The following is a 26,358-nucleotide window of genomic DNA, read 5'->3' on the forward strand; positions in this document are numbered from 1 at the left end:
CTGGTTTCGGGCGCGCAGGAAACGGGCATTCGGCCGTGTTTCGGGGGAGCGCGGGCGCGGGTTTGGCCTTGTGTTCGAAGAGTGTTCGATGTCCGGTCGGTGTGAACGGGTTCTTCGGCGGCTGTGGATCGGCCGTTCGGGGGTCTCACGCCACCGTCAGACCGCCGGTGGAGGCAGCGGCCGCGGCGCCGGACCCCGCGGCGTCGAGGGCCTGGCGTATCCCCGTCGCGACGGCGGGGTGCACGGGCAGTGCCAGATGGCCGATCCCGCTCACCCGTACGTTCTCCGCGAGCAGGTCGGGATGGTCGATGCAGGCGCTCTCCAGCGGGTCCATCAGATGGTCGAGGTCGCTCCAGAAGCTCACGAAGTGCGTACGGCACCCGGGCGCGGGCCGGGTGAGCTCTTCCAGCAGCTCCGAGCCGGGACGCATCTGGCGCACGATCGGGTGCGCGTTGGCCAGCGGCGCCACCCGGGTGCCGGAGTGCGGGGTGCCCAGCGTGACGAGGGTGCGCACCCGCAGGTCCCCGCCGAGCCGCTGCACGTAGTACCGCGCGATCAGGCCGCCGAGGCTGTGCCCCACGACGTCGACCTGGCTGCTGCCGGTGCGCTCGCAGATCTCTTCTATGTGGCGGCCCAGCAGCTCAGCCGCGGTGCGTATGTCGCAGGTCAGCGGCGAGTAGTTCAGTGACTCGATCTGCTGCCGGCCGTGCTGGATGAGGCTGCGGCGCAGCAGCAGGAAGACCGAGCGGTTGTCGATGAAGCCGTGCAGCAGGACGACCGGGGGTTTCGCCTCGGTCGGCAGCTGGGCCGGGCCGTCGGGCGGAGGGAGGGGGACCGGTCCCCGGCGTTCCGGGGTGATGCCGGAGGGATAGAGCAGGAGGTGGCCCGCGAGGATCGCGAGTTCCAGGGCGGTGGCCTTCAGCAGGGCCAGGGAGAGCCCCGCCAGCCTGCTCGGGAGCAGTCGCTGGCAGAACGGGAGAAAGGGCTGCACCGCCTTGCTGACCGTCATGGCCGACCTCCTGTCGGCACACTGGAGGACGTCTCTGTCCCCCGTGTGCCCTCGTGGATAGCCTCGACGAAGACGGCCGACGGCGCGACTGAGGGATGCGTGGGGTCGCTGCTGCACCCCGCGTGCCCTTCCAGCCGACGCCGACACGCCGTACCGCCGCGGCGCGCGGCCTGCGTCGCGGTGGTGCGGCGACCTCGTTGCGGCTCCCGTTGCGCCTGTTCCCGCCGGAACGGTGCGCGGTGAACGTGTCCCACCGTGTGATTTCCCCCTCGGTCCGCACCGCGAAACTGCCGGTTGCGGGATGCTGTCGATAACGTTCGTTCACTTTCCGGGCCGATTCGGGTACCCCTGTACTCGTCGGTAGGGATGAATGCAGTCGCTTCATGGAGGCAGTGATGGGTGTGGCAGCCGGTCCGATCCGCGTGGTGGTGGCCAAGCCGGGGCTCGACGGCCACGATCGAGGGGCCAAGGTGATCGCGCGGGCGCTGCGCGACGCCGGTATGGAGGTCATCTACACCGGGCTCCACCAGACGCCCGAACAGATTGTCGACACCGCGATCCAGGAGGACGCCGACGCGATCGGGCTGTCCATCCTCTCCGGCGCGCACAATACGCTGTTCGCCGCCGTGATCGACCTGCTCAAGGAGCGGGACGCGGAGGACATCCTGGTCTTCGGCGGCGGGATCATCCCCGAGGCGGACATCCCCCCGCTGAAGGAGAAGGGCGTCGCGGAGATCTTCACGCCCGGGGCGACGACACAGTCGATCGTGGACTGGGTCCGGGCCAATGTCAGGCAGCCGGCCGGAGCCTGAGCCCCGGTGCGGTACCGGTGCGTGGGGGCGCGCGGACCTGGGGGCCCTGCCCCCGGACCCCTCGCCGGCCTGAAGGACCGCGCCCTCGGCCGCCCGACGGGTCGCGGGAATCCCTACTCCGCCCCGAGCTCCTGAGCCATCGCCGCACGCAGGCGCAAGGTCGTGACCAGGCGCTGGAACGCCTCCGCCCAGTACCCGCCCGCTCCCGGCGACGCGTCCTCGTGCTCGTCCGGTATCGCCAGCAGGCCGTCGAGCCTGCTCGCCTCCGACGGGTCGAGGCAGCGTTCGGCCAGGCCCATCACTCCGCTGAAGCTCCATGGGTAACTCCCCGCGTCCCGCGCGATGTTGAGGGCGTCGACCACCGCCCGGCCGAGCGGCTCGGCCCAGGGCACCGCGCACACCCCGAGCAGTTGGAACGCCTCCGACAGCCCGTGCGCCGCGATGAACCCGGCAACCCAGCCGGCCCGTTCGGCCGCGTCCAGCGTGCCGAGCAGCTTGGCGCGCTCGGCCAGGGACACCGCCCCCGGCCCACCGGCCTCCGGGGCCGAGGGGACGCCCAGCAGCGCCCGCGCCCACTCCGCGTCCCGCTGCCGTACGGCCGCCCGGCACCACGCCCCGTGCAGTTCGCTCTGCCAGTCGTCCGCGACCGGCAGGGCCACGATCTCGCGGGGCGTCCGGCCGCCGAGCCGTGCGGACCACGTCCGCAGCGGTGCTGCCTCCACCAACTGGCCGAACCACCACGACCGTTCACCCCGTCCCGCCGGTGCCTTCGGCACGACACCGTCACGCTCCATGCTCGCGTCGCACTCGTGCGGGGCCTCGACGGTGATCGTGGGTGTCTCGCGTGTGCGGTCCACGGCCACGCACGCGCTGGCTCGCACCGCCATCCGCGCGGCGAGCGCCGAGTCCGGCAGCGCGGAGAGCAGCTCGGCTGCCGTCGCGCGCACGTTACGGCTGCGGTCCGCCAGCGCCTGCTCCAGGAACGGCTCGTCCTCGGGGCCCAGCCGCGTGCGCAACGAGTCGAGGAACATCAGCCGGTCCTCGGCCCGCTCCGTCGACCAGGTGGTCGACAGCAGTTCGCGGGCGGCGGCGGGCTCCCGCGAGCGCAGGGCACCGAGGAGGGCGACCCGCTCGGCGAACAGGCCCTCCTGCCACAGCCTGCGCGTCTGCTCCTCGTCCTCCGGACGGGGCAGCGCCGCACCGCCGCCCGGGGTCGCGCGTAGCGCGAAGCGCCAGTCCGGGTTGAGCCGGGCCAGCCAGGTCGCTCGTGGCCCCGCGAACGTCAGCGCCGCCGGACGCAGGTCCGTACGGCCACGGGCCGCGTCCAGGAGGGCGGGCAGCACCTGCGGGGGCGGGGCGAAACCGCGCGCGTTCGCCGCCGCCAGCCACTGCGGAAGCAACTCCATGAGGTCCGGCGCGGTGCCCCTGCGGCCACCGGTACTGGTGCCGGGGCGGTCGGCCAGGAGCAGCGCCAGTCTGCGGGCCGCCGCGGGCGGCAGCAGGGGGCGAGGGTCGTCGGGGGCGGGCGCGGGACGCTCGGCCGCCGGGGCGGGGCGCAGGCCGGCCCGCCGTCGTACGGTCTCCAGGGCCGCCGCGTCCAGCAGGGCGACCGGCGCCTCGCGGCCGGCGGTGCCGCCGGGCGGTGTACGGCGCTCCGTCCCGAGCAGGGCGGCCGTGACGAGCTCCTCCCAGGCGCCCGGGGCGGGCGCATCCACAGGTGTGGACGTCCTGTTCATGCGGTTCCTTTCCCTGGCGTGCCCGGGAGTGGTTGAAGGCTCAGCTGATTGCGGGTGTCCCGTGGGGCGGGATGTATCCATGGAAGAGGTGAGGAATCGGTCGGCGGGTTTCTCGGCGGACGCCACCCGGGCGTGCCGTGCTCGGTGGTCGTGGCCGCCGCTCAGCACAGCCGGACCGCCTCGCCCTCGCCCTCCGGCCAGGCCGTCAGCGGTGTGAAGCCCCGGTGGCCGCACTCGCCGAAGACCTTGACGGGGGCGCCCCCCGACAGGGCGACCAGACGCCAGAGGCCGGGCCGGGACCGGGCGCTCGGGGTCAGGGGCAGTGCCGTGTCGCCGTCGGCGTCCGCGAGCTGCCAGGAGTCACCGGCCGGGGTCGGTATGACGCGGTCCAGCGTGACCGGGACGGAGTCCAGCCACGGGTCGCCGCGCAGGGCCGTGCCGTAGTGGGCGGCGGCCTCGGCCGTCGTCATGCCCGGTGGCCGTACCGGTGTCGGCGCCGGCGGTGCGAACTGCTCGCCCAGGGAGGCGCGTTGCTGGGCGCCCGGATACGCGGACACTTCCGCGTCCAGGGCCAGGCCCACCGGCAGCGCCAGTTCGGGAGCGCGGCCCGCCGCTCCGTAGGACAGGATCAGCGCCGTGCGCCGCGAGTCGGCGCCGTGGAGCCAGATGCGGCGGGTCGTCAGACGGGCGTCCGCCGTGTCGTACTGGGCCAGGACCAGCCAGTGGTCCCGCAGCGGCGGGCCGTCCGCCGCGCCGGGCAGTCCGATGCGGGAGCGGACCGTCGCCGCCAGACCGTCCGGCAACTGCTCGCGCCGCAGCCAGCCCTGGTCGAGGAGGTGCAGCAGTGCGCACTCCTCCAGCAGACGCACGGGCCAGCCCGGTCCGGACCCGGGGATCGCCCCCAACTCGCGCACCCGCGCCGCCAGTCCGGGCGCCTGGGCGTCGACCATGCGGGCCGCCGTCTCCTCCCACAGCCCGTACCCCGCCCCTTCCGCGCTGGCCAGGCCGCCGCGCAGCAGGTCCGCCAGGCGCTGCTCGAGCTCGGTCGCGCCCGCGGTGACCCGCTCGGCCCGCCGCTCCGCCCGGCGCCGGGCCGCCTCCGGATCAGCGGAGGCCGAAGCGGCACCGGAGGCGTCCGCCGCCCGCTTCTCCTCCGTCCGCTTCCTTCTCCCCTCCATCCACTGCGCCGCCCAGTCCGGCGGACTGCCCGCCGGCACCGCGGCGTCCTCGCCCGCCCAGAGCAGCAGCAGCCCGAGCGCGTGCTTGCACGGGAATTTGCGGCTCGGACAACTGCACTTGTACGCGGGCCCCGTCGCGTCCGCGATGTCGACGACCGTCTGATACGGCTTGCTGCCACTGCCCTTGCACAGCCCCCACACCGTCCCCTCGTCACAGCTCCCCGCCTCGGACCACGGCCCCGCCGCGCCGAGTTTGCTTCCCGCTTTGCGTGACGCGGCGTCAGGCGCCAGTGCCAGCACCTGCTCCGCGCTCCAGCGCACCCCCTGCTGAGTCATGTCTCCGACGGTAGATCCCGCCACTGACAATCGGCCCTGCGAGGGCGTTTGCGCAGGTCACATCGCATTGTCAGTGGCGTGGTGCACGGTGGGTGACAGATCCGAACCGGCCGAGCTGGAGGGGGCCTCAGCCATGTCTGTGTCCGTGGAACCGACGACCGTCGAAGCAGCCGAAGTACATGTGGAGGAACCGGCCGAGGCGTTGCGGCCGCACGCCGAGGACGCCTTCGCCGGTGAACTCGCCGCGCTGGCCGCGCAGGACGACCGGCCGCGCCCGGCCCGCTGGAAGCTGTCGCCGTGGGCGGTGGCCACATATCTGCTCGGCGGCACCCTGCCGGACGGCACGGTGATCACACCGAAATACGTGGGCCCGCGCCGCATCGTCGAGGTCGCCGTCACCACCCTCGCCACCGACCGCGCCCTGCTCCTGCTGGGCGTGCCCGGCACCGCCAAGACCTGGGTGTCCGAGCACCTGGCCGCGGCGGTCAGCGGCGACTCGACTCTGCTCGTGCAGGGCACAGCGGGTACGCCGGAGGAGGCGATCCGGTACGGCTGGAACTACGCGCAGCTGCTCGCCCACGGCCCGAGCCGGGACGCCCTCGTGCCGAGCCCCGTCATGCGGGCCATGGCGGAGGGGATGACCGCGCGGGTGGAGGAGCTGACCCGTATCCCGGCGGACGTCCAGGACACGCTGATCACGATTCTCTCCGAGAAGACGCTGCCGATACCGGAGCTGGGGCAGGAAGTCCAGGCGGTCCGCGGCTTCAACCTGATCGCCACCGCCAACGACCGCGACCGCGGGGTCAACGACCTCTCCAGCGCCCTGCGCCGCCGCTTCAACACGGTGGTGCTGCCGCTGCCGGAGAGCGTCGAGGCCGAGGTCGACATCGTCTCCCGGCGCGTCGACCAGATCGGCCGCTCCCTGGAGCTGCCGGCCGTGCCCGACGGCGTCGACGAGATCCGCCGGGTCGTGACGGTCTTCCGCGAACTGCGCGACGGGGTCACCGCCGACGGGCGGACGAAGCTCAAGTCGCCCAGCGGCACGCTGTCGACGGCCGAGGCGATCTCCGTCGTCACCAACGGGCTGGCCCTGGCCGCCCACTTCGGGGACGGGGTGCTGCGGGCCGGCGATGTCGCCGCCGGCATCCTCGGCGCCGTCGTCCGCGACCCCGCGGCCGACCGGGTGATCTGGCAGGAGTACCTGGAGGCGGTCGTCCGCGAGCGCGACGGCTGGACGGACTTCTACCGGGCCTGCCGGGAGGTGAGCGCGTGACGGGGCAGGGGGGCGGCTGGCCGTTGCTGCTCGGGGTGCGGCATCACGGGCCCGGATCGGCGCGGGCGGTGCGCGCGGCGCTGGACGCGGCCCGACCGGACGTCGTGCTGATCGAGGGGCCGCCCGAGGCCGACGCGCTCATCCCACTGGCCGCCGAGGAGGACATGCGGCCGCCGGTCGCGCTCCTCGCCCATGCCGTGGACGAGCCCGGCCGCTCGGCCTTCTGGCCGCTCGCCGAGTTCTCCCCGGAGTGGGTGGCGATCCGCTGGGCCCTGGCCCAGGAGGTCCCGGCCCGCTTCATCGACCTGCCGGCGACCCACACGCTGGCGTGGGGGCAGGACGGGACCGAGGGGCCGACGGAGCGGAAAGCCGACGGGGCCGGAGGAGAGGGAGCGGAGGGACCCGAGGTCGTCGAAGGCGGCGACTCCGCGGGGGCGGGAGCTGCGGACGTCCCGGGAACGGGACCTGGGGACCTCCCGGAAAACGGCCCCGACGCCGCATCCGAAGCCGACGTCCGGATCGACCCCTTGGCCGTGCTCGCAGGTGCTGCCGGATATGACGACCCCGAGCGGTGGTGGGAGGACGTCGTCGAGCACCGGGGAGTGGGCGAGAGGGACGCGTTCGCGCCGTTCGCCGTGCTCGAAGAGGCGATGGGGGCGCTGCGGGAGACGTACGGCGTCGGCGGGCGCGACCGGGACCTCGTGCGCGAGGCCCATATGCGGCTCCAGATACGGGCGGCCGAGCGGGAGTTCGGAGGCGGGGTGGCCGTGGTGTGCGGGGCCTGGCATGTGCCCGCGCTCCGGGAGAGGACGGCCGTCGCGGCCGACCGGGCGCTGCTGAAGGGCCTGCCGAAGGTCAAGGCGGACATGACTTGGGTGCCGTGGACGCACCGGCGGTTGTCCCGGGTCAGCGGGTACGGCGCGGGGATCGAGTCGCCGGGCTGGTACGGGCATCTGTTCGGCGCCCCGGACCGGCCGATCGAGCGGTGGATGACCAAGGTGGCCGGACTGCTCCGGGAGGAGGACCGGCTCGTCTCCTCCGCGCATGTCATCGAGGCGGTACGACTGGCCGAGACGCTCGCGGCGATGCGGGGGCGCCCCCTGCCGGGGCTCGGTGAGACGACCGACGCCGTGCGCGCGGTGATGTGCGAGGGCTCGGACGTGCCGCTGGGGCTGGTGCACGATCGGCTGGTCGTCGGGGACGTGCTGGGAGAGGTGCCGCGGACGGCGCCGGCGGTGCCGTTGCAGCGGGACCTCGAGCGGACCCAGCGCCGGCTGCGGCTCAAACCCGAGGCGCTGGAGCGGGAGTTGGAGCTCGACCTGCGCAAGGAGACCGACGCCGGCCGCAGCAGGCTGCTGCACCGGCTGCGGCTGCTGGGCATCGGGTGGGGCGAGCCGGTCGCCTCCCGGGGGAGCACGGGGACCTTCCGGGAGACCTGGCGGCTGCGCTGGGAGCCGGAGTTGTCGGTGCGGGTGGCCGAGGCGGGGGTGTGGGGGACGACCGTGCTCGGCGCCGCGACCGCCAAGGCGGAGGCGGACGCGCTGGCCGCGCAGGGGCTCGCCGACGTCACCGGGCTCGCCGAGCGCTGTCTGCTGGCCGAACTGCAGCAGGCGCTGCCCGTGGTGATGCGGGTCCTCGCCGACCGGGCCGCCCTCGACGCGGACGTCGGCCACCTCGCCCAGGCCCTGCCCGCCCTGGTTCGCTCCCTGCGGTACGGCGACGTACGTGGCACCGACACCCGCGCCCTGGCCGAGGTCGCGGCGGGCCTGGCCGAGCGCGTGTTCGTGGGCCTCCCTCCCGCCTGCGCCGCCCTCGACCAGGACGGGGCCGAGGAGATGCGCCGGCATGTGGACGCGGTGCACGGGGCGGTGGGGCTCCTGGCGGACGTACCCGCCCTGACACACCCATCCACACAACCGGTGCGGGACGTTGTGGACGACGCGGGTGGGCAGCGTGGTCTGCGCGGGCGTTGGCGGGCCGTGCTGCGGGTGCTGGGGTTGCGGGACACCGTGCCGGGAGTCGTACGGGGGCGGGCCGTGCGGTTGCTGCTGGACGAGGGGGCGTTGGAGCAGGACGAGGCGGCGCGGCTCATGGGGCTCGTGCTGTCGCCGGGGACGGCGCCGGGGGACGCGGCCGCGTGGATCGAGGGCTTCGTCGGCGGCGGCTCGGGCGGCGGGATGCTGCTCGTGCACGACGAGCGGCTGCTCGGTCTGGTCGACGCCTGGCTGACCGGGGTGCCGGCGGAGGCCTTCACGGACGTACTGCCGCTGCTCAGGCGGACGTTCTCCGCATACGAACCGGGAGTCCGGCGCACCCTCGGCGAGCTGGTCCGCCGGGGACCCGGGCGGCAGGGGAGCACGGGGGCGGCCGGATCCGGCATACCGGGCTTCGCCCCGGAGCTGGACGCGGAACGCGCCGACGCCGTGGTGCCGGTGGTGCGGCTGCTGCTGGGGCTGGACGGGACGCGACAGGACGTGGAGGGGCGGCGGGACGTGGACAACGACCTTGTGGGGGTGGCGGGATGACGCACGACGGACCCAGGCAATCGGACGGGGGAGTGATGGTGAGGGATGCCGTCGAACGCAGGTGCCGAGAGGGGCGGCAGCTCAGCAGGCCTTATGCACGAGGTGGCCCGGCGGGGGGCGTGGCGGTGGCCGACCGTCCGACCGCTGCTGTCGTGGTCGTCCCGCTCTGGGACCGCCCACGCGTGGGGGTGTGCCGATGACCGTGGAGGCGACGGACCCGGCGCAGGAGCGGTTGCGGCGCTGGCGGTTGGTGCTCGGGGGCGAGGCGGCCGACGGCACCGGATGTGTGCTGGCGGGCCAGGACGCGGCGATGGACGGGGCGTTGACCTCGCTGTACGGGAAGGGGGACCGGCAGGGGCAGTCGGGGCGGGACCGTTCGGCGGGGCTCGGGGCGTCGGCTCCCTCGGTGGCGCGGTGGCTGGGGGACATCCGGACGTACTTCCCGTCCTCCGTCGTCCAGGTGATGCAGCGCGACGCCATCGACCGGCTCGGGCTGTCCACGCTGCTGCTGGAGCCGGAGATGCTGGAGGCGGTGGAGGCGGACGTGCACCTCGTCGGCACGCTGCTGTCCCTCAACAAGGCCATGCCGGAGACGACGAAGGAGACGGCGCGGACGGTCGTGCGCAAGGTCGTCGAGGATCTGGAGAAGCGGCTCGCGACCCGCACCAGGGCCACCCTCACCGGCGCCCTCGACCGCAGCGCCCGGATCAACCGGCCGCGCCACCACGACATCGACTGGAACCGCACCATCGCGGCCAACCTCAAGCACTACCTCCCCGAGTACCGCACGATCGTGCCCGAGCGGCTCGTCGGCTACGGGCGGGCGTCGCAGTCGGTGAAGAAGGAGGTCGTCCTCTGCATCGACCAGTCCGGCTCGATGGCGGCGTCCGTGGTCTACGCGTCGGTGTTCGGGGCGGTGCTCGCGTCCATGCGGTCGATCGACACACGGCTCGTCGTCTTCGACACGGCCGTCGTCGACCTCACCGACCAGCTCGACGACCCGGTGGACGTCCTGTTCGGCACCCAGCTCGGCGGCGGTACGGACATCAACCGGGCGCTCGCCTACTGCCAGTCGCAGATCACCCGGCCCGCCGAGACGGTGGTCGTGCTGATCAGCGACCTGTACGAGGGCGGGATACGCAACGAGATGCTCAAGCGGGTCGCCGCGATGAAGGCGTCCGGGGTGCAGTTCGTGGCGTTGCTCGCGCTGTCGGACGAAGGGGCGCCGGCGTACGACAGGGAGCATGCGGCCGCGCTCGCCGCGCTGGGGGCACCGGCGTTCGCCTGCACGCCCGATCTCTTCCCCGAGGTGATGGCGGCCGCGATCGAGAAGCGGCCCCTGCCGATACCGGAGGCGGGGTGACGGCGGCCCGGGCACCGGGTGTTCGCTGACGATTTGTCGACCAGTCGTCGTCCGACTCGGAGCAGCAAAAGGGACATGACTACCCATCGGTAACGGAGGGCTTGCGCAACCTCCGGAGGGGCGTGCAAGGATCGACGCCTTCTCGACCGAGACCGTTCCGCAGCACGGGAGGATCGACCCCCTCTTGCCCTGGCCAGCAGCCCTGCCCGGCGCCGCTCTGCGTTTGATGCGCACGGCGGTTGCCCGGCGTGTGCTGCAAGTGGCGCTGCTGGCGGGCGGGTTGGTCGCACTCGGGTTCCTCTGCGGAGAGCAGGCGCACGCGGCGGAGGGGGTGCCGGTGACGTCCGCACGGACGGCCGGGCCGCTCGCTGCGGTGGATGGCGTGCGGGCGGATGGCCTGCGGGCGGGTGGTGTGCGGGCGGATGGCCTGCGGCTGGGCGGCGTCGGGGCGGTGGCGGAGCGCTCGGTCGGCCGAATCGTCCAGGCGCCGGCTGCGTTCGTCGACGACCGGCCGGTGGTCCCGGCGCCACCCCCGGCCCCCCGGGCCCAATCCCCGGTCCCGCCTCAGCCGGAGCCTCCGGCCAAGCCTTGGCCGACGGCTCCCACGCCCCCCTCCTCACCGTCCCCGAGGCCCGCGAACCCGGCCAACCCGAAGCCGTCAAGACCGAACCCGGACCCGCAGCCGACGGGAGCCAACCCCGAAGCCCGGACGGGCCGCCCGGCACCGCCGCCCCCGGCCGCTCCCCTCACCCTCCCTGGTGCCGGTGACCAGATCCTCGGGTCCGCCGTCGACGCCCTCGTCCAGGGTGTAGGCGGGCACGTCCTGCAGCCGGTCGGTGGACTCGTCGTGGCGGTGACCGACGCACTCGGCGAGGTGACCGCGCAGATACCGCCGCTGTCGTCGTTGCCGGCGCTGCCGGGCCTCCCGACCCAGCCCGGCGCACCGTCGCTGCCCGGCCTGCCCGGCCTGCCCTCGCTCCCCTCGGTGCCCGGACTTCCGGCCGGCCCGGGGCAGACGCTGCCGGCGCCGGTTCCGCAGCCGGGTGACGGTGCGGGGCGGTCGGCGACGGGCGCGGGTTCCGCCGACGGCCGTTCCGGAGTAGCGGTGCGCGGGACGACGTACGGGCCGAAACCGGGCCTGGACACCGGTGCGGCGCATGCCTCGGGCCATGGCGGCGGACAGCGGAACGACATCACCGGGTACGTCCCGGTGCACCAGGCTCCGGGCGGTGACCCGACCGGTGAGCTGAGCAGCCGTAACGCCCTCGACAGCGGCACCTCGCGGCACGGCGACGCGTACGCCGTCGCGCTCGACCAGCGGGCGCCGCTGCGGCTTCTGGCCGGCGTCGCAGACCGCGCCGACGTGGGCGCCACCCGCGACAGGCACCGGGACGTTCCGGTTTCCCCCGCCTAGGGCGGCCCTCCCGCACGGCTGACCCGCCGTGCGGGGGCGGAAGAGGTCGCTCGCCGGTCCGGACCCCAAAATCTCGGGACGGAAGCCGCCGACTCTCCGGCCCGCCGGTCCCACTCCCCGGAGCGCGACCGGATCCGGCGCCGGAAACGTCCAGGTGAGGCTCAGCGTCGTACGCCCCCTTCGACACCGACCGACCGGTCACTCACCACCTCCGTGGGCGCCCCACACCCCCGGCAGCCGAAGCATCGGCCCCGGCGTCGCGGGACGCACCGGCATACGACCGGTCCACCACCGGCGTCGTAAGACGCCCTCCTCCGGCGCGTGAGCAGCGCGTCGGGTCGCTGACTCCGTGAGGTGCGGGACACGGACGGCCGAAAGCCGTCGGTCGTCCTGTCGTGGCCGCGCGGAACGGGGCGGGTGGTTCCCATTGGGGTGGGAACCACCGGCCCCAGCCCCCAGGGGTGGCCCATTCGTGCCCCCGCGGGGCTGTTCAGTGGGCCTCACCGGGTCAACCCCAGCCCGGTGAGGCCCTTCCCCGCGTCCTCCCACGTGACCTTCGCGCTCTCCCCCTTCGCCCTCGCACCCGGCACCCCGTGCCAGTGATTCCGGCATCATGTGACAGGTATCACCGCTCAGGTGTGACCCTCGATTTAGGGCACCCCCGCAAGCGGCGATAACCTGCGAGACGGACATGCCGCGCGCTCGGACACCGTGTGCGCTTCCCCTGTGACCCATGCGGACGTCACGTTGCCCTTCGCGGCACGCCCACGCATCCAACGAACCGCGAGATCACTGATAGGGACGGAAGCGCGTGGACCTGTTCGAGTACCAGGCGAGGGACCTCTTCGCCAAGCACGATGTACCGGTGCTGGCCGGTGAAGTCATCGACACGCCTGAGGCGGCGCGCGAGATCACCGAGCGTCTGGGCGGCAAGTCCGTCGTCAAGGCGCAGGTGAAGGTCGGTGGTCGCGGCAAGGCCGGTGGCGTCAAGCTGGCCGCCTCCGCGGACGAGGCCGTCGCCCGTGCGACGGACATCCTCGGCATGGACATCAAGGGCCACACGGTCCACAAGGTGATGATCGCCGAGACCGCGCCCGAGATCGTCGAGGAGTACTACGTCTCCTTCCTCCTCGACCGCGCCAACCGCACCTTCCTCTCCATCGCCTCCGTCGAGGGCGGCATGGAGATCGAGGAGGTGGCGGCCACCCGCCCGGAGGCCGTCGCGCAGACCCCGATCAACCCCATCGACGGGGTGGACGAGGCCAAGGCCCGCGAGATCGTCGCGGCCGCCAAGTTCCCGGCCGAGGTCGCCGACAAGGTCGCGAACGTCCTGGTCAAGCTGTGGGACACCTTCATCAAGGAGGACGCCCTCCTGGTCGAGGTCAACCCGCTGGCCAAGGTCGCCTCCGGTGACGTGATCGCCCTCGACGGCAAGGTGTCACTCGACGACAACGCCGAGTTCCGTCACCCCGACTTCGAGGAGCTCCACGACAAGGCCGCGGCCAACCCGCTCGAGGCCGCCGCCAAGGAGAAGAACCTCAACTACGTCAAGCTCGACGGCGAGGTCGGCATCATCGGCAACGGCGCCGGTCTCGTGATGAGCACCCTGGACGTCGTCGCCTACGCCGGTGAGAAGCACGGCGGCGTCAAGCCCGCCAACTTCCTGGACATCGGCGGTGGCGCCTCCGCCCAGGTCATGGCGAACGGCCTGGAGATCATCCTCGGCGACCCGGACGTCAAGTCCGTCTTCGTCAACGTCTTCGGTGGCATCACCGCCTGCGACGAGGTCGCCAACGGCATCGTGCAGGCCCTGAAGCTCCTCGAGGAGCGCGGCGAGGACGTCACCAAGCCGCTGGTCGTCCGTCTCGACGGCAACAACGCCGAGCTGGGCCGACAGATCCTCACCGACGCCGCGCACCCGCTGGTGCAGCGCGTCGACACCATGGACGGCGCGGCCGACAAGGCCGCCGAGCTGGCCCACGCCGCCAAGTAAGCACTCAGGACGAGGACACAACACACCATGGCTATCTGGCTCGACAAGGACAGCAAGGTCATCGTCCAGGGCATGACCGGTGCCACGGGCATGAAGCACACCAAGCTCATGCTGGGCGACGGCACCAACGTCGTGGGCGGCGTGAACCCGCGCAAGGCGGGCACCACCGTGGACTTCGACGGCACCGAGGTACCGGTCTTCGGCACCGTCAAGGAGGCCATCGAGGCCACCGGCGCCAACGTCTCGGTCATCTTCGTCCCGGAGAAGTTCACCAAGTCCGCCGTGGACGAGGCGATCGACGCCGAGATCCCGCTGGCCGTCGTCATCACCGAGGGCATCGCCGTGCACGACACGGCCGCCTTCTGGGCGTACGCCGGCAAGAAGGGCAACAAGACCCGCATCATCGGCCCGAACTGCCCCGGCATCATCACCCCGGGTCAGTCGAACGTCGGCATCATCCCGGGCGACATCACCAAGCCGGGCCGCATCGGCCTGGTCTCGAAGTCCGGCACGCTGACCTACCAGATGATGTACGAGCTGCGTGACATCGGCTTCTCCACCGCCGTCGGCATCGGTGGCGACCCGATCATCGGCACCACGCACATCGACGCGCTGGCCGCCTTCCAGGACGACCCCGACACCGACCTGATCGTGATGATCGGTGAGATCGGCGGCGACGCCGAGGAGCGGGCCGCGGCCTTCATCAAGGAGAACGTGACCAAGCCGGTCGTCGGCTACGTCGCGGGCTTCACCGCGCCCGAGGGCAAGACGATGGGCCACGCCGGCGCCATCGTCTCCGGTTCCTCCGGTACGGCGCAGGCGAAGAAGGAGGCTCTCGAGGCCGCGGGCGTCAAGGTCGGCAAGACCCCGACCGAGACCGCGAAGCTGGCCCGGGAGATCCTCAGCGCCTGAGGTCCCCCAGCGTCGACCGATGGGCCCGTTCCCGGGAAGGGGGCGGGCCCATCGGCCTGCCTGCCACTGCTTTCCTCCCCGGTTCGCTCACCGGTCCAGCGGTACGAGCCTGTCCTGCCCCGGGACCGTCTCCGCCCGCAGCTTCTTGCGCAGGTCGGCCTCCTCCTCCGACAGCGGCCCCTGTGCGACCCGGGGCGGAAGACCCCGCACCTGCACGCCGGGCGGTACCGGTGGCTCGTAGTGCGTCGGAGCCGTCCGCACGGTGAACGTCGTCGTGCCGATCAGGGCGACCGTGCACGCGATGGCGGCCCGGGTCCAGAAGCGCGTCCTGCGCTCGCCCCCGACCCGCACCCGTGTCGGCTTGGCCGCGCGCAGCCGTTCCGTGGAGGCCAGCCTCGCCAGTCGGTGGTGGAGTTCGGCCGGGTCCACGAGGTCCGGGACGTGCGCGGCGACGACCTCGCGGGCGTGCAGCAGCCGGCCCGCGGCCGCCGGTGTGCTGGCCTCCGTCTCCGCCGCGGTCTCCGGGAGACCGAGCCCCACACCGTCGTACAGCACGAGCGTGCGGCGGTACGGCGGGGGGAGCTCGAGGAGCGCGGAAAGCAGCGCGCGGTCGGGGGCGTCCGCCGGTGGGGGCTCGGGGTGGCGGTAGCGGGGGCGGAAGCGGTGCCAGGGGGAGAGCGCGAAGTCGTACGCCGCCGCGCGCACCCAGCCTCCCGGATCCCGGTCGCGGGCCACCTCCGGCCAGCGCTGCCAGGCGAGTTGGAAGGCCCGCTCCACGGACTCACGGGCGAGTTCGCGTCGGCCGGTGAGCAGGTAGGTCTGCCGTACGAGGGCCGGGGCGCAGAACGCGTACAGCGCGTCGAAGGCCTGAGCGGGTGTCAGGGGCGCTGTCTGTTCCGGTTCCTGAGGCTGCGTCACTGGGCGCCCCTTCGTACGAAAAAGTACATAAACGTATATTGGGCGACACAGCGGAGGTTCGCCTGTTACGACGGGAAAGCGCGTGTCGTTGGGAGCATGACGGTCGTGACCCAGCTGACCGCTCGCCGCATGTCGTTGTCGTCCCTGCTCATCCGTCTGCGCGACCGATCGCCCGGACTGGGTGCCAGCCTTCTGGGTGGCGCGGTCGCGGCCGGGCTGGGGCTCGGGGTGTTCGCGGTACTCGTGATCATGCTGTGGATCAGTTCGCCGTACCCCGACAGCGGGCCCGGGGGCGCGCTGCACGTGGCGGCGGCGCTGTGGCTGCTCGCGCACGGCGTGGAACTGGTCCGGACCGACACGCTCTCCGGCGCCGCCGCGCCCGTCGGTGTGACGCCGTTGCTGCTGCTCGCCCTGCCGCTGTGGCTGGTGCACCGCGCGGCCCGGGACGCGGTGGAGGGGGAGCAGACGGAGGGGCCGGTGCCGCTGCTCCCGGGCCGTACGGCGTTGACGGGCGTCGTCCTCGGCTACCTGGGCGTCGGAGCGGCGGCTGCCCTGTACGCGTCCGGGGGCGCTCTGCGGCCGTCGTGGATGTGGACGGGGATCTGCGTGCCGCTCGTCGTGGTGGGGGCGGCGGGGGCCGGGATCTGGACTGCCTACGGCCGTCCCCGGGAGCCCGTTGACGGGGTGCTGTTGCTGCTGCCCGCGGGAGTACGTCGGCTGGTGTTCGGCACGCGGGCGCGTGAACGGTGGGGGGTCGCGGCGCGGGCCGCGGCGGCCGGGGTGACGGTCCTTGTCGGGGGCGGGGCGCTGCTGGTGGGCGCCTCCCTGCTGTGGCACGGCGAGGCGACGCGCGCGTCCTTTCTGCAGGTGACGGAGGGCTGGTCGGGGCGGTTCGCGGTACTGCTGCTGTGCCTGACCCTGCTGCCCAACGCGGCCGTGTGGGGCGCCTCGTACGCCCTCGGCCCGGGGTTCGTGCTGAGCGTGGGGCATGCCGTGACCCCGCTGTCCTCGGCACCGGCACCGATGCTCCCGCCGTTCCCACTGCTGGCGGCCGTGCCGGGGGCGGGGCAGGGGGGATGGGCCGACTGGGCGACGGGGGTGGTGCCGGTGGTGGCCGGGATGGTCGTGGGGTGGTTCGTGGGTGCGGCGGCTGCTTCGCTGGGGGCGGCGGGCGGGGGAGACGGCGCCGAGGCCTGGTCGGGCGGCAGGACCGCCGGTACGGCCGTAGTGGCCACGGTGCTCTGTGCGGCGGGCGTCGCCGTGCTCACCGCGCTGGCGGGCGGACGGCTCGGGGTCGCGGCGCTGGCGCGGTTCGGGCCGGTGTGGTGGGAGACGGGGGGCGCGGCGCTGGCATGGATCCTGGCGGTGGCCGTACCGGTGGCGCTCGGGGTGCGGGGCTGGCGGCGCAGGGGTGGAGGGCGGGGGGAGAGCGGACGGGAGGGGAGTGGGCGGGAGGAGAACGGACGGGAGGGGAGTCGGCGGGAGGTCGCTGAGCCGAGGAATGCCGAGTCGAAGATCACTGAGTCGAGGATCACTGGGCCGAGGATCACTGAGCCGTGGCGCGCCGAGACAAGGGTGGCCGCGCCGAGGTCGGAGACGGCCGAAGCCGAGGGCCGGCGGGGGGCCTTGGCCGCCTTCGGGGCGTGGCTCGGCTTCCAGAAGGGGGCTCCTGGTGCGGTGCCGGAGGGCGGCGGGGCGTACGACGGGGACGAGTTCTACGGCGTCGTACGCGACCAGGCCGACACGGCGTTCGACCTCCTGCCCACCGACCCCCGGCCGGAACCCCCGCCCGCTCCACGGGAGGACGACGCCTCACGGGAGGCACGTTGGACGGCGCTCAAAGAGGCCGGCGACGAGTCGCAGCCACCGGAAACGGAGTGAACGCATCGCAGGCCCCGACGCGCGGTGTCACAGCGAAGTGCCTCAGCCGCCGCACGCACCCAGCGACCTGCAGCGATGACCGGAGGCGCCACCGCCGACGTGCCGCAGTCGCCGGACGGGCAGTAAGCCACCGCCAATCCGCAGGTGCCGGACGCACAGCGGACCGTCGACGTGCGGCAGCCCCCGCCCCACAGTGACCGCTCCGATCACCGGCCGCTCGCCAACCCCCTGCCCGCCCCCGTCCGGCGCGTCAGCTGTTCGTGCCCAGCAACCCCCGTAGTTCCTTGGGGAGATGGTCCGTGCAGGCCTGCTTCGCCTCGTTCGTGAGGGCGTCGTTCGTGCAGGTGTAGTAGTCGCGGTAGACCAGCTGGGCCGTGAAGGCCGCGGCGACCAGGGTGATGGCCAGGGAGGCGGTGACCAGGCCCGTCACCGCCGCGGTCATCTGGGGGCGACCCTGGTCGGCGGGGGAGGCGCCGGGGTTCTCGCGGGGCTTGGTGCGCAGTGCGCTGATGCCCCAGTACAGGGCGAGCGCGCCCAGCAGCAGGGCCACGTACGGCCAGCTGAAGAGGGCGAAGAAGAAGGCCCACATGCCGCACAGCAGGGCGTACCGTGCGCGGCGCTGGGCGGGGTCGGTCGGGTCCCAGCGCATTCCCTGGTCGGGGGTGTTGCCGCCGGGGCCCTCCGGGCCGGGGGCGCCGGGGCGCTCGCCGAAGCCGCCCGAGGAGCGGCCCGGCTGGCGGTCGCTCCACTGGCTGCCCCACGGGGAGTGGGAGTTGTCGTCGCCCTGGGAGTCGTCGCCGCCGGCGGGCCGGCGCGGCTGCCAGGGGCGGTCGGGGGTGCCCTCCGGCGGCGGGGCGAACGGGTTGTCCTCCTGGCGGTCGCCGTCCCCGTCGCCGCCCTGTGCGCCCTCCGACGGCGCGTCCGGCGGCGAGGACGGCCGCTCCCGCAGCAGCACGGCGTCCCGCTCCCCTCCCTGTGCCGGGAGCGGGGAGAGCGTAAGGAGGCGCAGACTGCGGTCCGACATCAAGAGAGCGTCTTCCCCTTGGTGACTTCGTGAACTGGGCGAACCCAGCGAACTGGGCGATTACGGCTGATCCTGCAGGAGGCTTCACCCCATGAACGTGCCGCACGGCGAGCGCGTTCCCGGCAGGCTCCTCCCAGACGCTACCTTCCGGCCACGCCCCCGTCCCGTGGGGGCCGCCGCATGTGCCGGTATCGTTGCTGACGGTCGGCCGCTTCGTAGACTTCCCCGTATCCCGGGGCGCGAAGCATTCGTACGAATGTACAAAGCCCGTGCTCGTCCAGCGTGCGAACCGGCCGCGCGAAGAACGCACCCGACGTACCCCCGAGAAAGGGCCCCATCGTGGCCGCCAAGCCCGTGGTCAAGCGCCTCGTCGTGCTGGTCTCCGGATCCGGCACCAATCTGCAGGCGCTCCTCGACGAGATCGCGGCCACCGGCGTCGAGGCCTACGGCGCCGAGATCGTGGCCGTCGGCGCGGACCGCGAGGGCATCGAGGGGCTCGCGCGGGCCGAGCGCGCCGGACTGCCCACCTTCGTGCGCAAGGTGAAGGGCTACGGCACGCGCGAGGAGTGGGACGCCGCCCTCGCCGAGGCCGTCGCCGCCCATGAACCCGACCTCGTGGTCTCCGCCGGGTTCATGAAGATCGTGGGGAAGGAGTTCCTCGCGCGCTTCGGCGGACGGTTCGTCAACACCCACCCGGCCCTGCTGCCCAGTTTCCCGGGAGCCCACGGTGTGCGCGACGCGCTCGCGTACGGCGCCAAGGTCACCGGATGCACCGTCCACTTCGTCGACGACGGCGTCGACACCGGACCGATCATCGCTCAGGGCGTGGTGGAGGTCCGGGACGAGGACGACGAGAGCGCTCTGCACGAGCGCATCAAGGAAGTCGAGCGAAGGCTGCTCGTCGATGTCGTGGGGCGGCTCGCCCGCAACGGCTATCGCATTGAGGGACGAAAGGTAGTTATCCAGTGACCGCCAACGCCGAGACCAACAAGCGGCCGATCCGCCGGGCGCTCGTCAGCGTCTACGACAAGACGGGCCTCGAAGACCTCGCGCGCGGCCTGCACAAGGCGGGCGTGGAGCTCGTCTCCACCGGGTCCACCGCCGGCCGCATCGCCGCCGCGGGCGTCCCCGTCACCAAGGTCGAGGAGCTGACCGGCTTCCCCGAGTGCCTCGACGGCCGCGTCAAGACCCTGCACCCCCGGGTGCACGCGGGCATCCTGGCCGACCTGCGGCTGGAGAGCCACCGCGAGCAGCTGGCGGAACTGGGTGTCGAGCCGTTCGACCTGGTCGTCGTCAACCTCTATCCGTTCCGCGAGACCGTTGCCTCCGGCGCCACCCCGGACGAGTGCGTCGAGCAGATCGACATCGGCGGCCCGTCGATGGTCCGCGCCGCCGCCAAGAACCACCCCTCCGTCGCGGTCGTCACCAGCCCGGCTCGCTACGCGGACGTCCTGGCCGCCGTCCGCGAGGGCGGCTTCGACCTCAACACCCGCAAGCGTCTGGCCGCGGAGGCCTTCCAGCACACGGCCGCGTACGACGTGGCGGTGGCGAGCTGGTTCGCGTCCTCGTACGCCCCGGTGGACGACTCCCAGTTCCCCGACTTCCTCGGCGGCACCTGGGAGCGCGCGCACACCCTGCGCTACGGCGAGAACCCGCACCAGCCGGCCGCGCTGTATGTCTCCGGCACGGGCGGTCTCGCGCAGGCCGAGCAGCTGCACGGCAAGGAGATGTCGTACAACAACTACACCGACACGGACGCCGCGCGCCGTGCCGCGTACGACCACGAAGAGCCCTGCGTCGCGATCATCAAGCACGCCAACCCCTGTGGCATCGCGATCGGTTCGGACGTCGCCGAGGCGCACCGCAAGGCCCACGCCTGCGACCCGCTGTCGGCGTTCGGCGGCGTCATCGCCGTCAACCGTCCGGTGTCGAAGGAGATGGCCGAGCAGGTCGCCGAGATCTTCACCGAGGTCATCGTCGCGCCGGACTACGAGGAGGGGGCTCTCGAAGCCCTCGCCAAGAAGAAGAACATCCGGGTCCTGAAGGCCGCGGGCGCGCCCTCGAACCCCGTCGAGCTGAAGCCGGTCGACGGCGGCGCGCTCCTCCAGGTGACGGACCGCCTCCAGGCGGACGGCGACGACCCCGCCAACTGGACGCTGGCCACGGGCGAGGCGCTGTCCCCTTCGGAACTCGCCGAACTGGCCTTCGCCTGGAAGGCCTGCCGCGCCGTCAAGTCCAACGCCATCCTGCTCGCCAAGGACGGCGCCTCGGTCGGCGTCGGCATGGGCCAGGTGAACCGCGTCGACTCCGCGAAGCTGGCGGTCGAGCGGGCCGGCGAGGAGCGTGCCCGCGGCTCCTACGCCGCCTCCGACGCGTTCTTCCCCTTCCCCGACGGCCTGGAAATCCTCACCGCGGCCGGCGTCAAGGCCGTTGTCCAGCCCGGCGGTTCGGTCCGCGACGAACTGGTCGTGGAGGCCGCGAAGAGGGCAGGCGTGACGATGTACTTCACGGGGACGCGACACTTCTTCCACTGACCCCCGCCTGCCCGGAACTGACGGCGCCCCCGCACCTGTTGAGCGGTGCGGGGGCGCCGTGCGTGTTGTGCGTCGGAGCAGAGTTCGGGGAGGTTCATCGGGGTACCTCACGGCTCTTTGGCCAGCCTGTGGATGTGGTCGCGCGACTGTTCGGGTTCGAGCGACGCGGCTTCCACTCTATGGAAGAGCGTGTGGAGCGCTATGCCGTACGGCATACGAAGGGCGCCGCCCTGCGGGTGTCCTGGGCGGCAGGGGTGTTGTGGATCGGGGCGTGGGACGCGGATCCCGAACCGCCTGAGCCGGCGGGGCAAGGTCGTGTGGTGTGAGGTGACCGCGATGACGGGTGCAGTGGCTTCCTGATGCAACCTTCAGGTGACGCACCAGGGCCGTGCCCCCCTCTGGTGGGTGGGCACGGCCCTTGGTGTTCGGTGGGGTGGGGCGGGGTCAGTTCTGGATGACCATCGTGCTCGCGGCCTTGTCGTGCCAGCCCTGCTGGCGGCCGGACTTGTCCCAGAACGGGGACAGGTAGACCAGGAGCGAGCCGATGCCGCACAGGACGCTGCCGACCTGGGGGATGACCCAGCGGATGAACGACGAGCCGACGCCGGGCTTCTCGCCGGTCTCGACCTTCACCACGCGCAGGCCGACGGCCATCTTGCCGAGCGTCGCGCCGAGGAGGCCGATCATCAGCACCTCGTAGAGGAGGCTGGCGACGATGATGATGCCGAAGACCGCGCCGAACTTGGCCAGGAAGTCCGAGCCGGCGTTGTTGATGCAGGTGTTGTAGTCGGCGGCGTTCGGGTCGCAGTCCTTGACCGAGTTCGCCGCGCCCGCGATGCCGGCGAAGGTGAGGACGATGTAGACCACGCCGATGATCAGCCCGTCGATGAGGCGGGCGCCGAAGCGGCGGCCCATCGAGGCGACGTTGGGGACGGGGCCGCCGGGGTAGCCGCCGCCCTGGGGGTAGCCCGGCTGCTGGGGGTAGCCGTACCCCGGCTGGCCTGGCTGCTGGGGGTAGCCGTAACCGGGCTGACCCGGCTGCTGGGGATAGCCGTAACCCTGCTGCGGCGGGACTCCCTGCGGGGACTGCTGCGGGTAGCCGTAACCGGGCTGCTGCGGGTTCTGCGGCTGACCGTAGGGATTGTTGGGCGAGCCGAAACTCATGGCCGGTCTTCCTCCGTTGCGCTCTGCGGGGACGATGCGGATTGCGCGGAGGAATCACACGATGTGAGCGGTTTGCCCCCCGAACATGAACCGCGATACTGCGCCGTTCATGCTTCTTCACCCCTGTGTGGCTTGTCCAGCCGGAAATCAGATGTGTTGTGCAAGTGCAATACGGCTGATCATGGACGTGAGGGCGGGCGTGGGCGCTGGTGGGACCCGGATTGGAACCGGGGGGCGGTCATCCGCGAGGATGGGGTCATGACCGCCCAGATTCTCGATGGCAAGGCCACCGCAGCCGCGATCAAGTCCGATCTGACCGCCCGCGTGGCGGCGCTGAAGGAGAAGGGCGTCACGCCCGGCCTCGGCACGATCCTCGTCGGCGACGATCCCGGCAGCCAGAAGTACGTCGCGGGCAAGCACCGCGACTGCGCCCAGGTCGGCATCGCCTCCATCCAGCGCGAACTGCCGGACACCGCCACGCAGGAGGAGATCGAGGCGGTCGTACGGGAGCTCAACGAGGACCCGGCGTGCACGGGTTACATCGTCCAGCTGCCGCTGCCGAAGGGCATCGACGAGAACCGGATCCTGGAGCTCATGGACCCGGACAAGGACGCGGACGGGCTGCACCCGATGAACCTCGGGCGGCTGGTGCTCAACGAACCGGCGCCGCTGCCCTGCACCCCGAACGGTGTGCTCACCCTCCTCCGGCAGTACGGCGTCGAGATCAAGGGCGCCGAGGTCGTGGTCGTCGGCCGCGGTGTCACCATCGGCCGGCCGATGCCGCTGCTGCTCACGCGGCGCAGCGAGAACGCGACCGTCACCCAGTGCCACACGGGCACCCGGGACCTGTCGGCCCACCTCAAGCGCGCGGACATCATCGTCGCGGCCGCCGGTTCCGCCCATCTGATCCGGCCCGAGGACGTCAAGCCGGGCGCCGCCGTCCTCGACGTCGGTGTCTCGCGCAGCGCCGAGGGCAAGATCGTGGGCGACGTCCACCCCGGCGTCGCCGAGGTGGCCGGTTGGATCTCCCCGAACCCGGGCGGCGTCGGCCCGATGACCCGCGCCCAGCTGCTCGTCAACGTGGTCGAGGCGGCGGAGCGCAGTGTCGGCTGACGCCCGGGACGCCCGGCGCCGGAGCGTGCCGCAGGACCCGGAGAAGCAGGCGGAGGCGGCGGTCCGCGAGGCGATCAACGCGACGACCGGCACCAAGGGCACGCCGGGCGGCGAGGCCGGCCGGCCCGGCGGGGACGCGAGCGAGGCCGAGGGCTCGCAGCGGCGTAGGGCCGCGGAGGCGGGCCGGGACGCGCGAGGCACCGAGGGCACGCCCGGTCGAGGGTCGGGTGCGTCAGGTGCCGGAGGCACGTCGAAGGGCGCCGCGAAGACCGACCGGGGTGGGTCGGGCGCCCGGGGCACCTCGCAGCGCGGCCCAGGAGCCGGCCGGGACGTGTCCGGCGGCGGCACTCCGCATCGCGGGGGCGAGAGCGAGGCGGAGGATGCCGTGGAGGAGACCGTGCGGGATGCCATCAGTGCTCCCGACGCCGAAGGTGTGCCGCGCCGTACCACCCGTCGCTTTCCGCTGTTCACGCGGGACACCGCGCGTCCCGAGGGTGGTGGCCGGGCCGCGCCCGGTGACGCTCCCGCGCCCGCGCGGCAGTGGCCGATCCTCGCCGTGCTCGGCGTCGTCGGGCTGGGGCTGTTGCTGACCGCGTTCGACGCCTTCCGCTACGGCACCCTGCTGATCGGCTGCGCCCTGGTGGCCGGTGCCGTGCTGCGCTGGGTCCTGCCCGACGTCGGCATGCTCGCCGTCCGCTCCCGCTTCACCGACATCGTCACCTACGGCGGCCTCGGCCTGGCGATCGTGCTGCTGGCGCTGATGGTGCAGCCCCACCCCTGGCTGCAGATCCCGTTCCTCAAGGACACGCTGCACTTCACCGTGAGCAGCACTTAGTCATAGGAACCCGGCACGACGACGGCCCGTCCTCTCCCCCGAGCAAGGACGGGCCGTCGCGGGAACCACCCTCCTGCACGGCGAAGGGCCTGTTCAACGGCTGTCAGCGCGCTGTGGCACGGAAGTGACCGTTCCGGTACGCGCACGGCACGTGGGAACCATCGGTGAACCGGCGTCGTCACCTGCTCAGAACGATGCGGGAGGTGTGCGATGGGCGGCTGGCAGCCGCTGGCGGGGGACATGCCGCCGGAGGTGCGGCACTTCGTGGAGCAGTTGCGGCTCCTCAAGGACCGGACGGGGCTCAGCCTCGTCGCGCTCGGCTCCAAAACCGCGTACAGCAAGTCCTCCTGGCACCGCTATCTCAACGGCACCCAGCCTCCGCCCCGCCAGGCCGTGGCGGCGCTGTGCCGGATCGCGGGCCTGCCCGAGACGGACGCCGAGCGCTTCGTCGTCCGCTGGGAACTGGCGGTCCAGGCCTGGCCCCGGCCGGCGCGGCCCGCGGAGGATCAGGGCACGGGCGAGTACGAGGACGACCCCACGCTGCCCTGGTGGGACACTCCGGAACCGTCACCGTCCGAGGACGGGGGGAGACTGCTGCGCTACGCGGTGCTGCTGCTCGTCCTCACCGCGCTGATCGCGGTCGTGGGCGTGGTCGCTCTGGGGTGAGATGGCTCTGTATTAATAGTTTGCGTATCTGACACGGGATTGTTCCAAGGGAGGGCTAGCGTGGGCGAGTCCGACCGCGAATGCACCCGTGCGCCCCCACTCCGGAAACTGAGATCCTGGGCGGGCGGGGAAGACGCGAGGAGACGAGCACCAAGCAGGGGGGAAGAGGGGGGAAGCAATGCCTCGTTGGAGGGCCTTGCCGGACGAACTCGATCCGCAGGTCAGGGAGTTCGCGAGCCAGTTGCGCCGGCTCGTGGACCGCAGCGGCCTGAGCATCGCGTCGGTGGCCGACCGCACGGGCTACAGCAAGACGTCCTGGGAGCGGTATCTGAACGGCCGGCTGCTCGCACCCAAGGGCGCGATCGTGGCGCTGGCCGAGGTCACGGGGACCAACCCGGTCCATCTGACGACCATGTGGGAGCTCGCCGAGCGTGCCTGGAGCAAGTCGGAGATGCGCCACGACATGACCATGGAGGCCATCCGCATCTCCCAGGCGCGCGCCGCGCTCGGGGAGTTCGGGGCGCCCCCCGCGACGATCGCCAAGGGCGGCAAGGCGGTCGCCAGGAGTGGCAGCGCGACGGTGACACCGGGGATCGCGGGACCTGCGGGAGTGGCGCCGACGGTGCCGCCGCAGCCGGTCGCCTCCGAGGCACCGGAAGGCGGCGGCTCGGAGGCGACCGACGCGTCCTCGGAGGGCTCCTCCGGTGTCAACTCCTGGCGGCTGGCGGGCTACCAGGGCCCCTCGCCGGCCGGCGGACGCACGCCGGTGCTCGGCGCACCCGCGCAGGGATCCGCGTCCGACGGTGCCGTCCGGACACCGGAGACACCGAGTGGATTCGGCGAGGCTCCGCGGCCCGGCGGAGGTTCCTCCTCCGGTGCCGGCCGCCGGCGGCTGACGATGTTCCTCGCGGGGCTGGTCGGCGTCCTGGTGGTGATGGCGGCGGTGTTCTTCCTGACCGACCGGGGCGGCGGCAAGCACGGGAGCGCGAAGGACTCGCCCTCGCCCTCGCCCTCGGTCAGCTCCGTCGACCTCCCGGCCGGCGTGAAGTGCGCCGGCGCCTCCTGCACCGGCAAGGACGCCGAGGCCATGGGGTGCACCAAGGACACCGCCGCCGTGACGACCGCCAAGACCGCCACCGTCGGCACGGTCACCCTGGAGGTGCGCTACAGCAAGACCTGCGGCGCCGCGTGGGGCCGTATCACCGCCGCCGCGCCGGGCGACTCGGTGCAGGTCACCGCGGGCACCGCCAAGGAGAACGACAGCATCACCCAGGCCGGCGACACGATCGCGTACACGCCGATGGTCGCCGTGAAGGACGCGGGCGAGGCGAAGGCCTGCGCGACGCTGGCGTCCGGGCGGAAGGGGTGCACCCCCTAGCGGCACTGGGCCCGCACAAGGGGGCGGCCGCCCGTCCGGGAGAGGGGGGACGGGGCGGCCGCCTGGTGGGGGGTACCGACTGTGCCGGACTCCCGTGGGGGTACGGTTCGCGTGCCCGGGATGGGCAGGCCCATGCGTGCCGCCCCGAATTTTTCGGGGCGGCTTTACTCTGTGGGGTGGGCCACACGGGCCCGGCGGTGCGGGATCCCGGATGCGCGATAGCCTGACCGGTGGATCTCTCTTGATACCAAGAGATCGATCATTTGTACGTCCCACCCGGACGACCACCGCCAG

At 72.7% G+C, this 26,358-nt stretch carries 20 protein-coding genes and 2 pseudogenes; 15 read left to right on the forward strand and 7 right to left on the reverse strand.

Annotation, left to right across the window (positions count from 1 at the left end):
* Positions 1 to 145: 145 nt before the first annotated feature.
* Complete coding sequence (locus tag ABZZ74_RS07770; protein ID WP_356762406.1) at positions 146 to 1,009, reverse strand: alpha/beta fold hydrolase; 864 nt, start codon at positions 1,007 to 1,009, stop codon at positions 146 to 148.
* A 395-nt stretch (positions 1,010 to 1,404) separates the two neighbouring features.
* On the opposite strand from ABZZ74_RS07770, the gene ABZZ74_RS07775 reads away from it, so the two are divergent.
* Complete coding sequence (locus ABZZ74_RS07775; RefSeq protein WP_037886971.1) at positions 1,405 to 1,821, forward strand: cobalamin B12-binding domain-containing protein; 417 nt, start codon at positions 1,405 to 1,407, stop codon at positions 1,819 to 1,821.
* A gap of 113 nt (positions 1,822 to 1,934) precedes the next feature.
* On the opposite strand, the gene ABZZ74_RS07780 is transcribed toward ABZZ74_RS07775, so the two are convergent.
* Positions 1,935 to 3,557, reverse strand: coding sequence for a DUF5691 domain-containing protein (locus tag ABZZ74_RS07780; protein ID WP_356762407.1), 1,623 nt, complete (start codon positions 3,555 to 3,557; stop codon positions 1,935 to 1,937).
* A gap of 161 nt (positions 3,558 to 3,718) precedes the next feature.
* Entirely contained in the window at positions 3,719 to 5,071 is a 1,353-nt protein-coding gene (locus ABZZ74_RS07785; protein ID WP_356762408.1) for an SWIM zinc finger family protein, read from the reverse strand.
* Positions 5,072 to 5,204: 133 nt separating this feature from the next.
* Here ABZZ74_RS07785 and ABZZ74_RS07790 point away from each other — a divergent pair, with 133 nt between their 5' ends.
* The 6 genes from ABZZ74_RS07790 (at position 5,205) to sucD (ending at position 14,551) form a co-directional block, all read left to right on the forward strand.
* On the forward strand, positions 5,205 to 6,344 hold the full coding sequence (locus tag ABZZ74_RS07790; protein ID WP_356762409.1) for an AAA family ATPase: 1,140 nt from the start codon (positions 5,205 to 5,207) through the stop codon (positions 6,342 to 6,344).
* Complete coding sequence (locus tag ABZZ74_RS07795; protein WP_356762410.1) at positions 6,341 to 8,869, forward strand: DUF5682 family protein; 2,529 nt, start codon at positions 6,341 to 6,343, stop codon at positions 8,867 to 8,869. The genes ABZZ74_RS07790 and ABZZ74_RS07795 overlap by 4 nt, the downstream gene beginning before the upstream one ends.
* Before the next feature lie 196 nt (positions 8,870 to 9,065).
* Entirely contained in the window at positions 9,066 to 10,232 is a 1,167-nt protein-coding gene (locus tag ABZZ74_RS07800; RefSeq protein ID WP_356762411.1) for a VWA domain-containing protein, read from the forward strand.
* Between the two features lie 226 nt (positions 10,233 to 10,458).
* Positions 10,459 to 11,646, forward strand: coding sequence for a hypothetical protein (locus ABZZ74_RS07805; protein ID WP_356762412.1), 1,188 nt, complete (start codon positions 10,459 to 10,461; stop codon positions 11,644 to 11,646).
* A gap of 811 nt (positions 11,647 to 12,457) precedes the next feature.
* Positions 12,458 to 13,639 (forward strand): ADP-forming succinate--CoA ligase subunit beta, encoded by a 1,182-nt coding sequence (gene sucC, locus ABZZ74_RS07810; protein WP_133043188.1) that lies wholly within the window; start codon positions 12,458 to 12,460, stop codon positions 13,637 to 13,639.
* A gap of 27 nt (positions 13,640 to 13,666) precedes the next feature.
* On the forward strand, positions 13,667 to 14,551 hold the full coding sequence (gene sucD / locus ABZZ74_RS07815) for a succinate--CoA ligase subunit alpha (RefSeq protein WP_208784794.1): 885 nt from the start codon (positions 13,667 to 13,669) through the stop codon (positions 14,549 to 14,551).
* A gap of 87 nt (positions 14,552 to 14,638) precedes the next feature.
* On the opposite strand, the gene ABZZ74_RS07820 is transcribed toward sucD, so the two are convergent.
* Entirely contained in the window at positions 14,639 to 15,583 is a 945-nt protein-coding gene (locus ABZZ74_RS07820) for an RNA polymerase subunit sigma-70 (protein WP_356762502.1), read from the reverse strand.
* Here ABZZ74_RS07820 and ABZZ74_RS07825 point away from each other — a divergent pair.
* The gene (locus tag ABZZ74_RS07825) at positions 15,566 to 17,350 is read left to right on the forward strand and encodes a DUF6350 family protein (RefSeq protein WP_356762413.1); all 1,785 of its coding nucleotides are present in this window, start codon (positions 15,566 to 15,568) and stop codon (positions 17,348 to 17,350) included. The two genes, ABZZ74_RS07820 and ABZZ74_RS07825, sit on opposite strands and share 18 nt — an antisense overlap.
* Positions 17,351 to 17,600: 250 nt before the next feature.
* Here ABZZ74_RS07825 and ABZZ74_RS07830 read toward each other — a convergent pair whose 3' ends face one another.
* Positions 17,601 to 18,374 carry a hypothetical protein gene (locus ABZZ74_RS07830; RefSeq protein ID WP_356762414.1) on the reverse strand — a complete coding sequence of 258 codons (774 nt, stop codon included), beginning with the start codon at positions 18,372 to 18,374 and terminating at the stop codon, positions 17,601 to 17,603.
* Positions 18,375 to 18,713: 339 nt separating this feature from the next.
* Here ABZZ74_RS07830 and purN point away from each other — a divergent pair, with 339 nt between their 5' ends.
* A complete protein-coding gene (purN, locus tag ABZZ74_RS07835; RefSeq protein ID WP_356762415.1) occupies positions 18,714 to 19,343 on the forward strand; it encodes a phosphoribosylglycinamide formyltransferase in 630 nt (209 codons plus the stop codon).
* Positions 19,340 to 20,908, forward strand: a complete 1,569-nt coding sequence (gene purH / locus ABZZ74_RS07840; RefSeq protein ID WP_356762416.1) for a bifunctional phosphoribosylaminoimidazolecarboxamide formyltransferase/IMP cyclohydrolase — start codon at positions 19,340 to 19,342, stop codon at positions 20,906 to 20,908. The genes purN and purH overlap by 4 nt, the downstream gene beginning before the upstream one ends.
* 107 nt (positions 20,909 to 21,015) lie before the next feature.
* Here the strand turns inward: purH and ABZZ74_RS07845 are convergent.
* Positions 21,016 to 21,099: pseudogene (locus ABZZ74_RS07845) on the reverse strand (transcriptional regulator); the annotation flags it as partial.
* Between the two features lie 12 nt (positions 21,100 to 21,111).
* On the opposite strand from ABZZ74_RS07845, the pseudogene ABZZ74_RS07850 reads away from it, so the two are divergent.
* Positions 21,112 to 21,216, forward strand: a pseudogene (locus ABZZ74_RS07850) (ATP-binding protein); the annotation flags it as partial.
* Positions 21,217 to 21,352: 136 nt separating this feature from the next.
* On the opposite strand, the gene ABZZ74_RS07855 reads toward ABZZ74_RS07850, so the two are convergent.
* On the reverse strand, positions 21,353 to 22,072 hold the full coding sequence (locus tag ABZZ74_RS07855; RefSeq protein WP_356762417.1) for an RDD family protein: 720 nt from the start codon (positions 22,070 to 22,072) through the stop codon (positions 21,353 to 21,355).
* 258 nt (positions 22,073 to 22,330) lie between these two features.
* Here ABZZ74_RS07855 and ABZZ74_RS07860 point away from each other — a divergent pair, with 258 nt between their 5' ends.
* The 4 genes from ABZZ74_RS07860 (at position 22,331) to ABZZ74_RS07875 (ending at position 26,064) form a co-directional block, all read left to right on the forward strand.
* On the forward strand, positions 22,331 to 23,185 hold the full coding sequence (locus ABZZ74_RS07860; RefSeq protein WP_133043176.1) for a bifunctional methylenetetrahydrofolate dehydrogenase/methenyltetrahydrofolate cyclohydrolase: 855 nt from the start codon (positions 22,331 to 22,333) through the stop codon (positions 23,183 to 23,185).
* Between the two features lie 385 nt (positions 23,186 to 23,570).
* On the forward strand, positions 23,571 to 24,020 hold the full coding sequence (locus tag ABZZ74_RS07865) for a DUF3017 domain-containing protein (RefSeq protein WP_356762503.1): 450 nt from the start codon (positions 23,571 to 23,573) through the stop codon (positions 24,018 to 24,020).
* Between the two features lie 210 nt (positions 24,021 to 24,230).
* Complete coding sequence (locus ABZZ74_RS07870) at positions 24,231 to 24,686, forward strand: helix-turn-helix transcriptional regulator (protein WP_356762418.1); 456 nt, start codon at positions 24,231 to 24,233, stop codon at positions 24,684 to 24,686.
* A gap of 196 nt (positions 24,687 to 24,882) precedes the next feature.
* Positions 24,883 to 26,064: a DUF2690 domain-containing protein gene (locus ABZZ74_RS07875; protein ID WP_356762419.1), complete on the forward strand. Its 1,182-nt coding sequence runs from the start codon at positions 24,883 to 24,885 to the stop codon at positions 26,062 to 26,064.
* The last annotated feature ends 294 nt before the right edge of the window (positions 26,065 to 26,358 follow it).

Origin of the sequence: Streptomyces sp. NPDC006476 (assembly GCF_040612015.1) — a bacterium.
Lineage (GTDB): Bacteria > Actinomycetota > Actinomycetes > Streptomycetales > Streptomycetaceae > Streptomyces > Streptomyces griseorubiginosus_B.

Coding starts and splice junctions, on each gene's coding strand:
- ABZZ74_RS07825 (WP_356762413.1), top strand. CDS start 15,566: ATGACGGTCGTGACCCAGCTGACCGCTCGCCGCATGTCGTTGTCGTCC.
- ABZZ74_RS07830 (WP_356762414.1), bottom strand. CDS start 18,374: ATGTCGGACCGCAGTCTGCGCCTCCTTACGCTCTCCCCGCTCCCGGCA.
- ABZZ74_RS07805 (WP_356762412.1), top strand. CDS start 10,459: ATGCGCACGGCGGTTGCCCGGCGTGTGCTGCAAGTGGCGCTGCTGGCG.
- ABZZ74_RS07800 (WP_356762411.1), top strand. CDS start 9,066: ATGACCGTGGAGGCGACGGACCCGGCGCAGGAGCGGTTGCGGCGCTGG.
- ABZZ74_RS07770 (WP_356762406.1), bottom strand. CDS start 1,009: ATGACGGTCAGCAAGGCGGTGCAGCCCTTTCTCCCGTTCTGCCAGCGA.
- sucD (WP_208784794.1), top strand. CDS start 13,667: ATGGCTATCTGGCTCGACAAGGACAGCAAGGTCATCGTCCAGGGCATG.
- ABZZ74_RS07785 (WP_356762408.1), bottom strand. CDS start 5,071: ATGACTCAGCAGGGGGTGCGCTGGAGCGCGGAGCAGGTGCTGGCACTG.
- ABZZ74_RS07790 (WP_356762409.1), top strand. CDS start 5,205: ATGTCTGTGTCCGTGGAACCGACGACCGTCGAAGCAGCCGAAGTACAT.
- ABZZ74_RS07860 (WP_133043176.1), top strand. CDS start 22,331: ATGACCGCCCAGATTCTCGATGGCAAGGCCACCGCAGCCGCGATCAAG.
- ABZZ74_RS07855 (WP_356762417.1), bottom strand. CDS start 22,072: ATGAGTTTCGGCTCGCCCAACAATCCCTACGGTCAGCCGCAGAACCCG.
- ABZZ74_RS07870 (WP_356762418.1), top strand. CDS start 24,231: ATGGGCGGCTGGCAGCCGCTGGCGGGGGACATGCCGCCGGAGGTGCGG.
- ABZZ74_RS07780 (WP_356762407.1), bottom strand. CDS start 3,557: ATGAACAGGACGTCCACACCTGTGGATGCGCCCGCCCCGGGCGCCTGG.
- ABZZ74_RS07775 (WP_037886971.1), top strand. CDS start 1,405: ATGGGTGTGGCAGCCGGTCCGATCCGCGTGGTGGTGGCCAAGCCGGGG.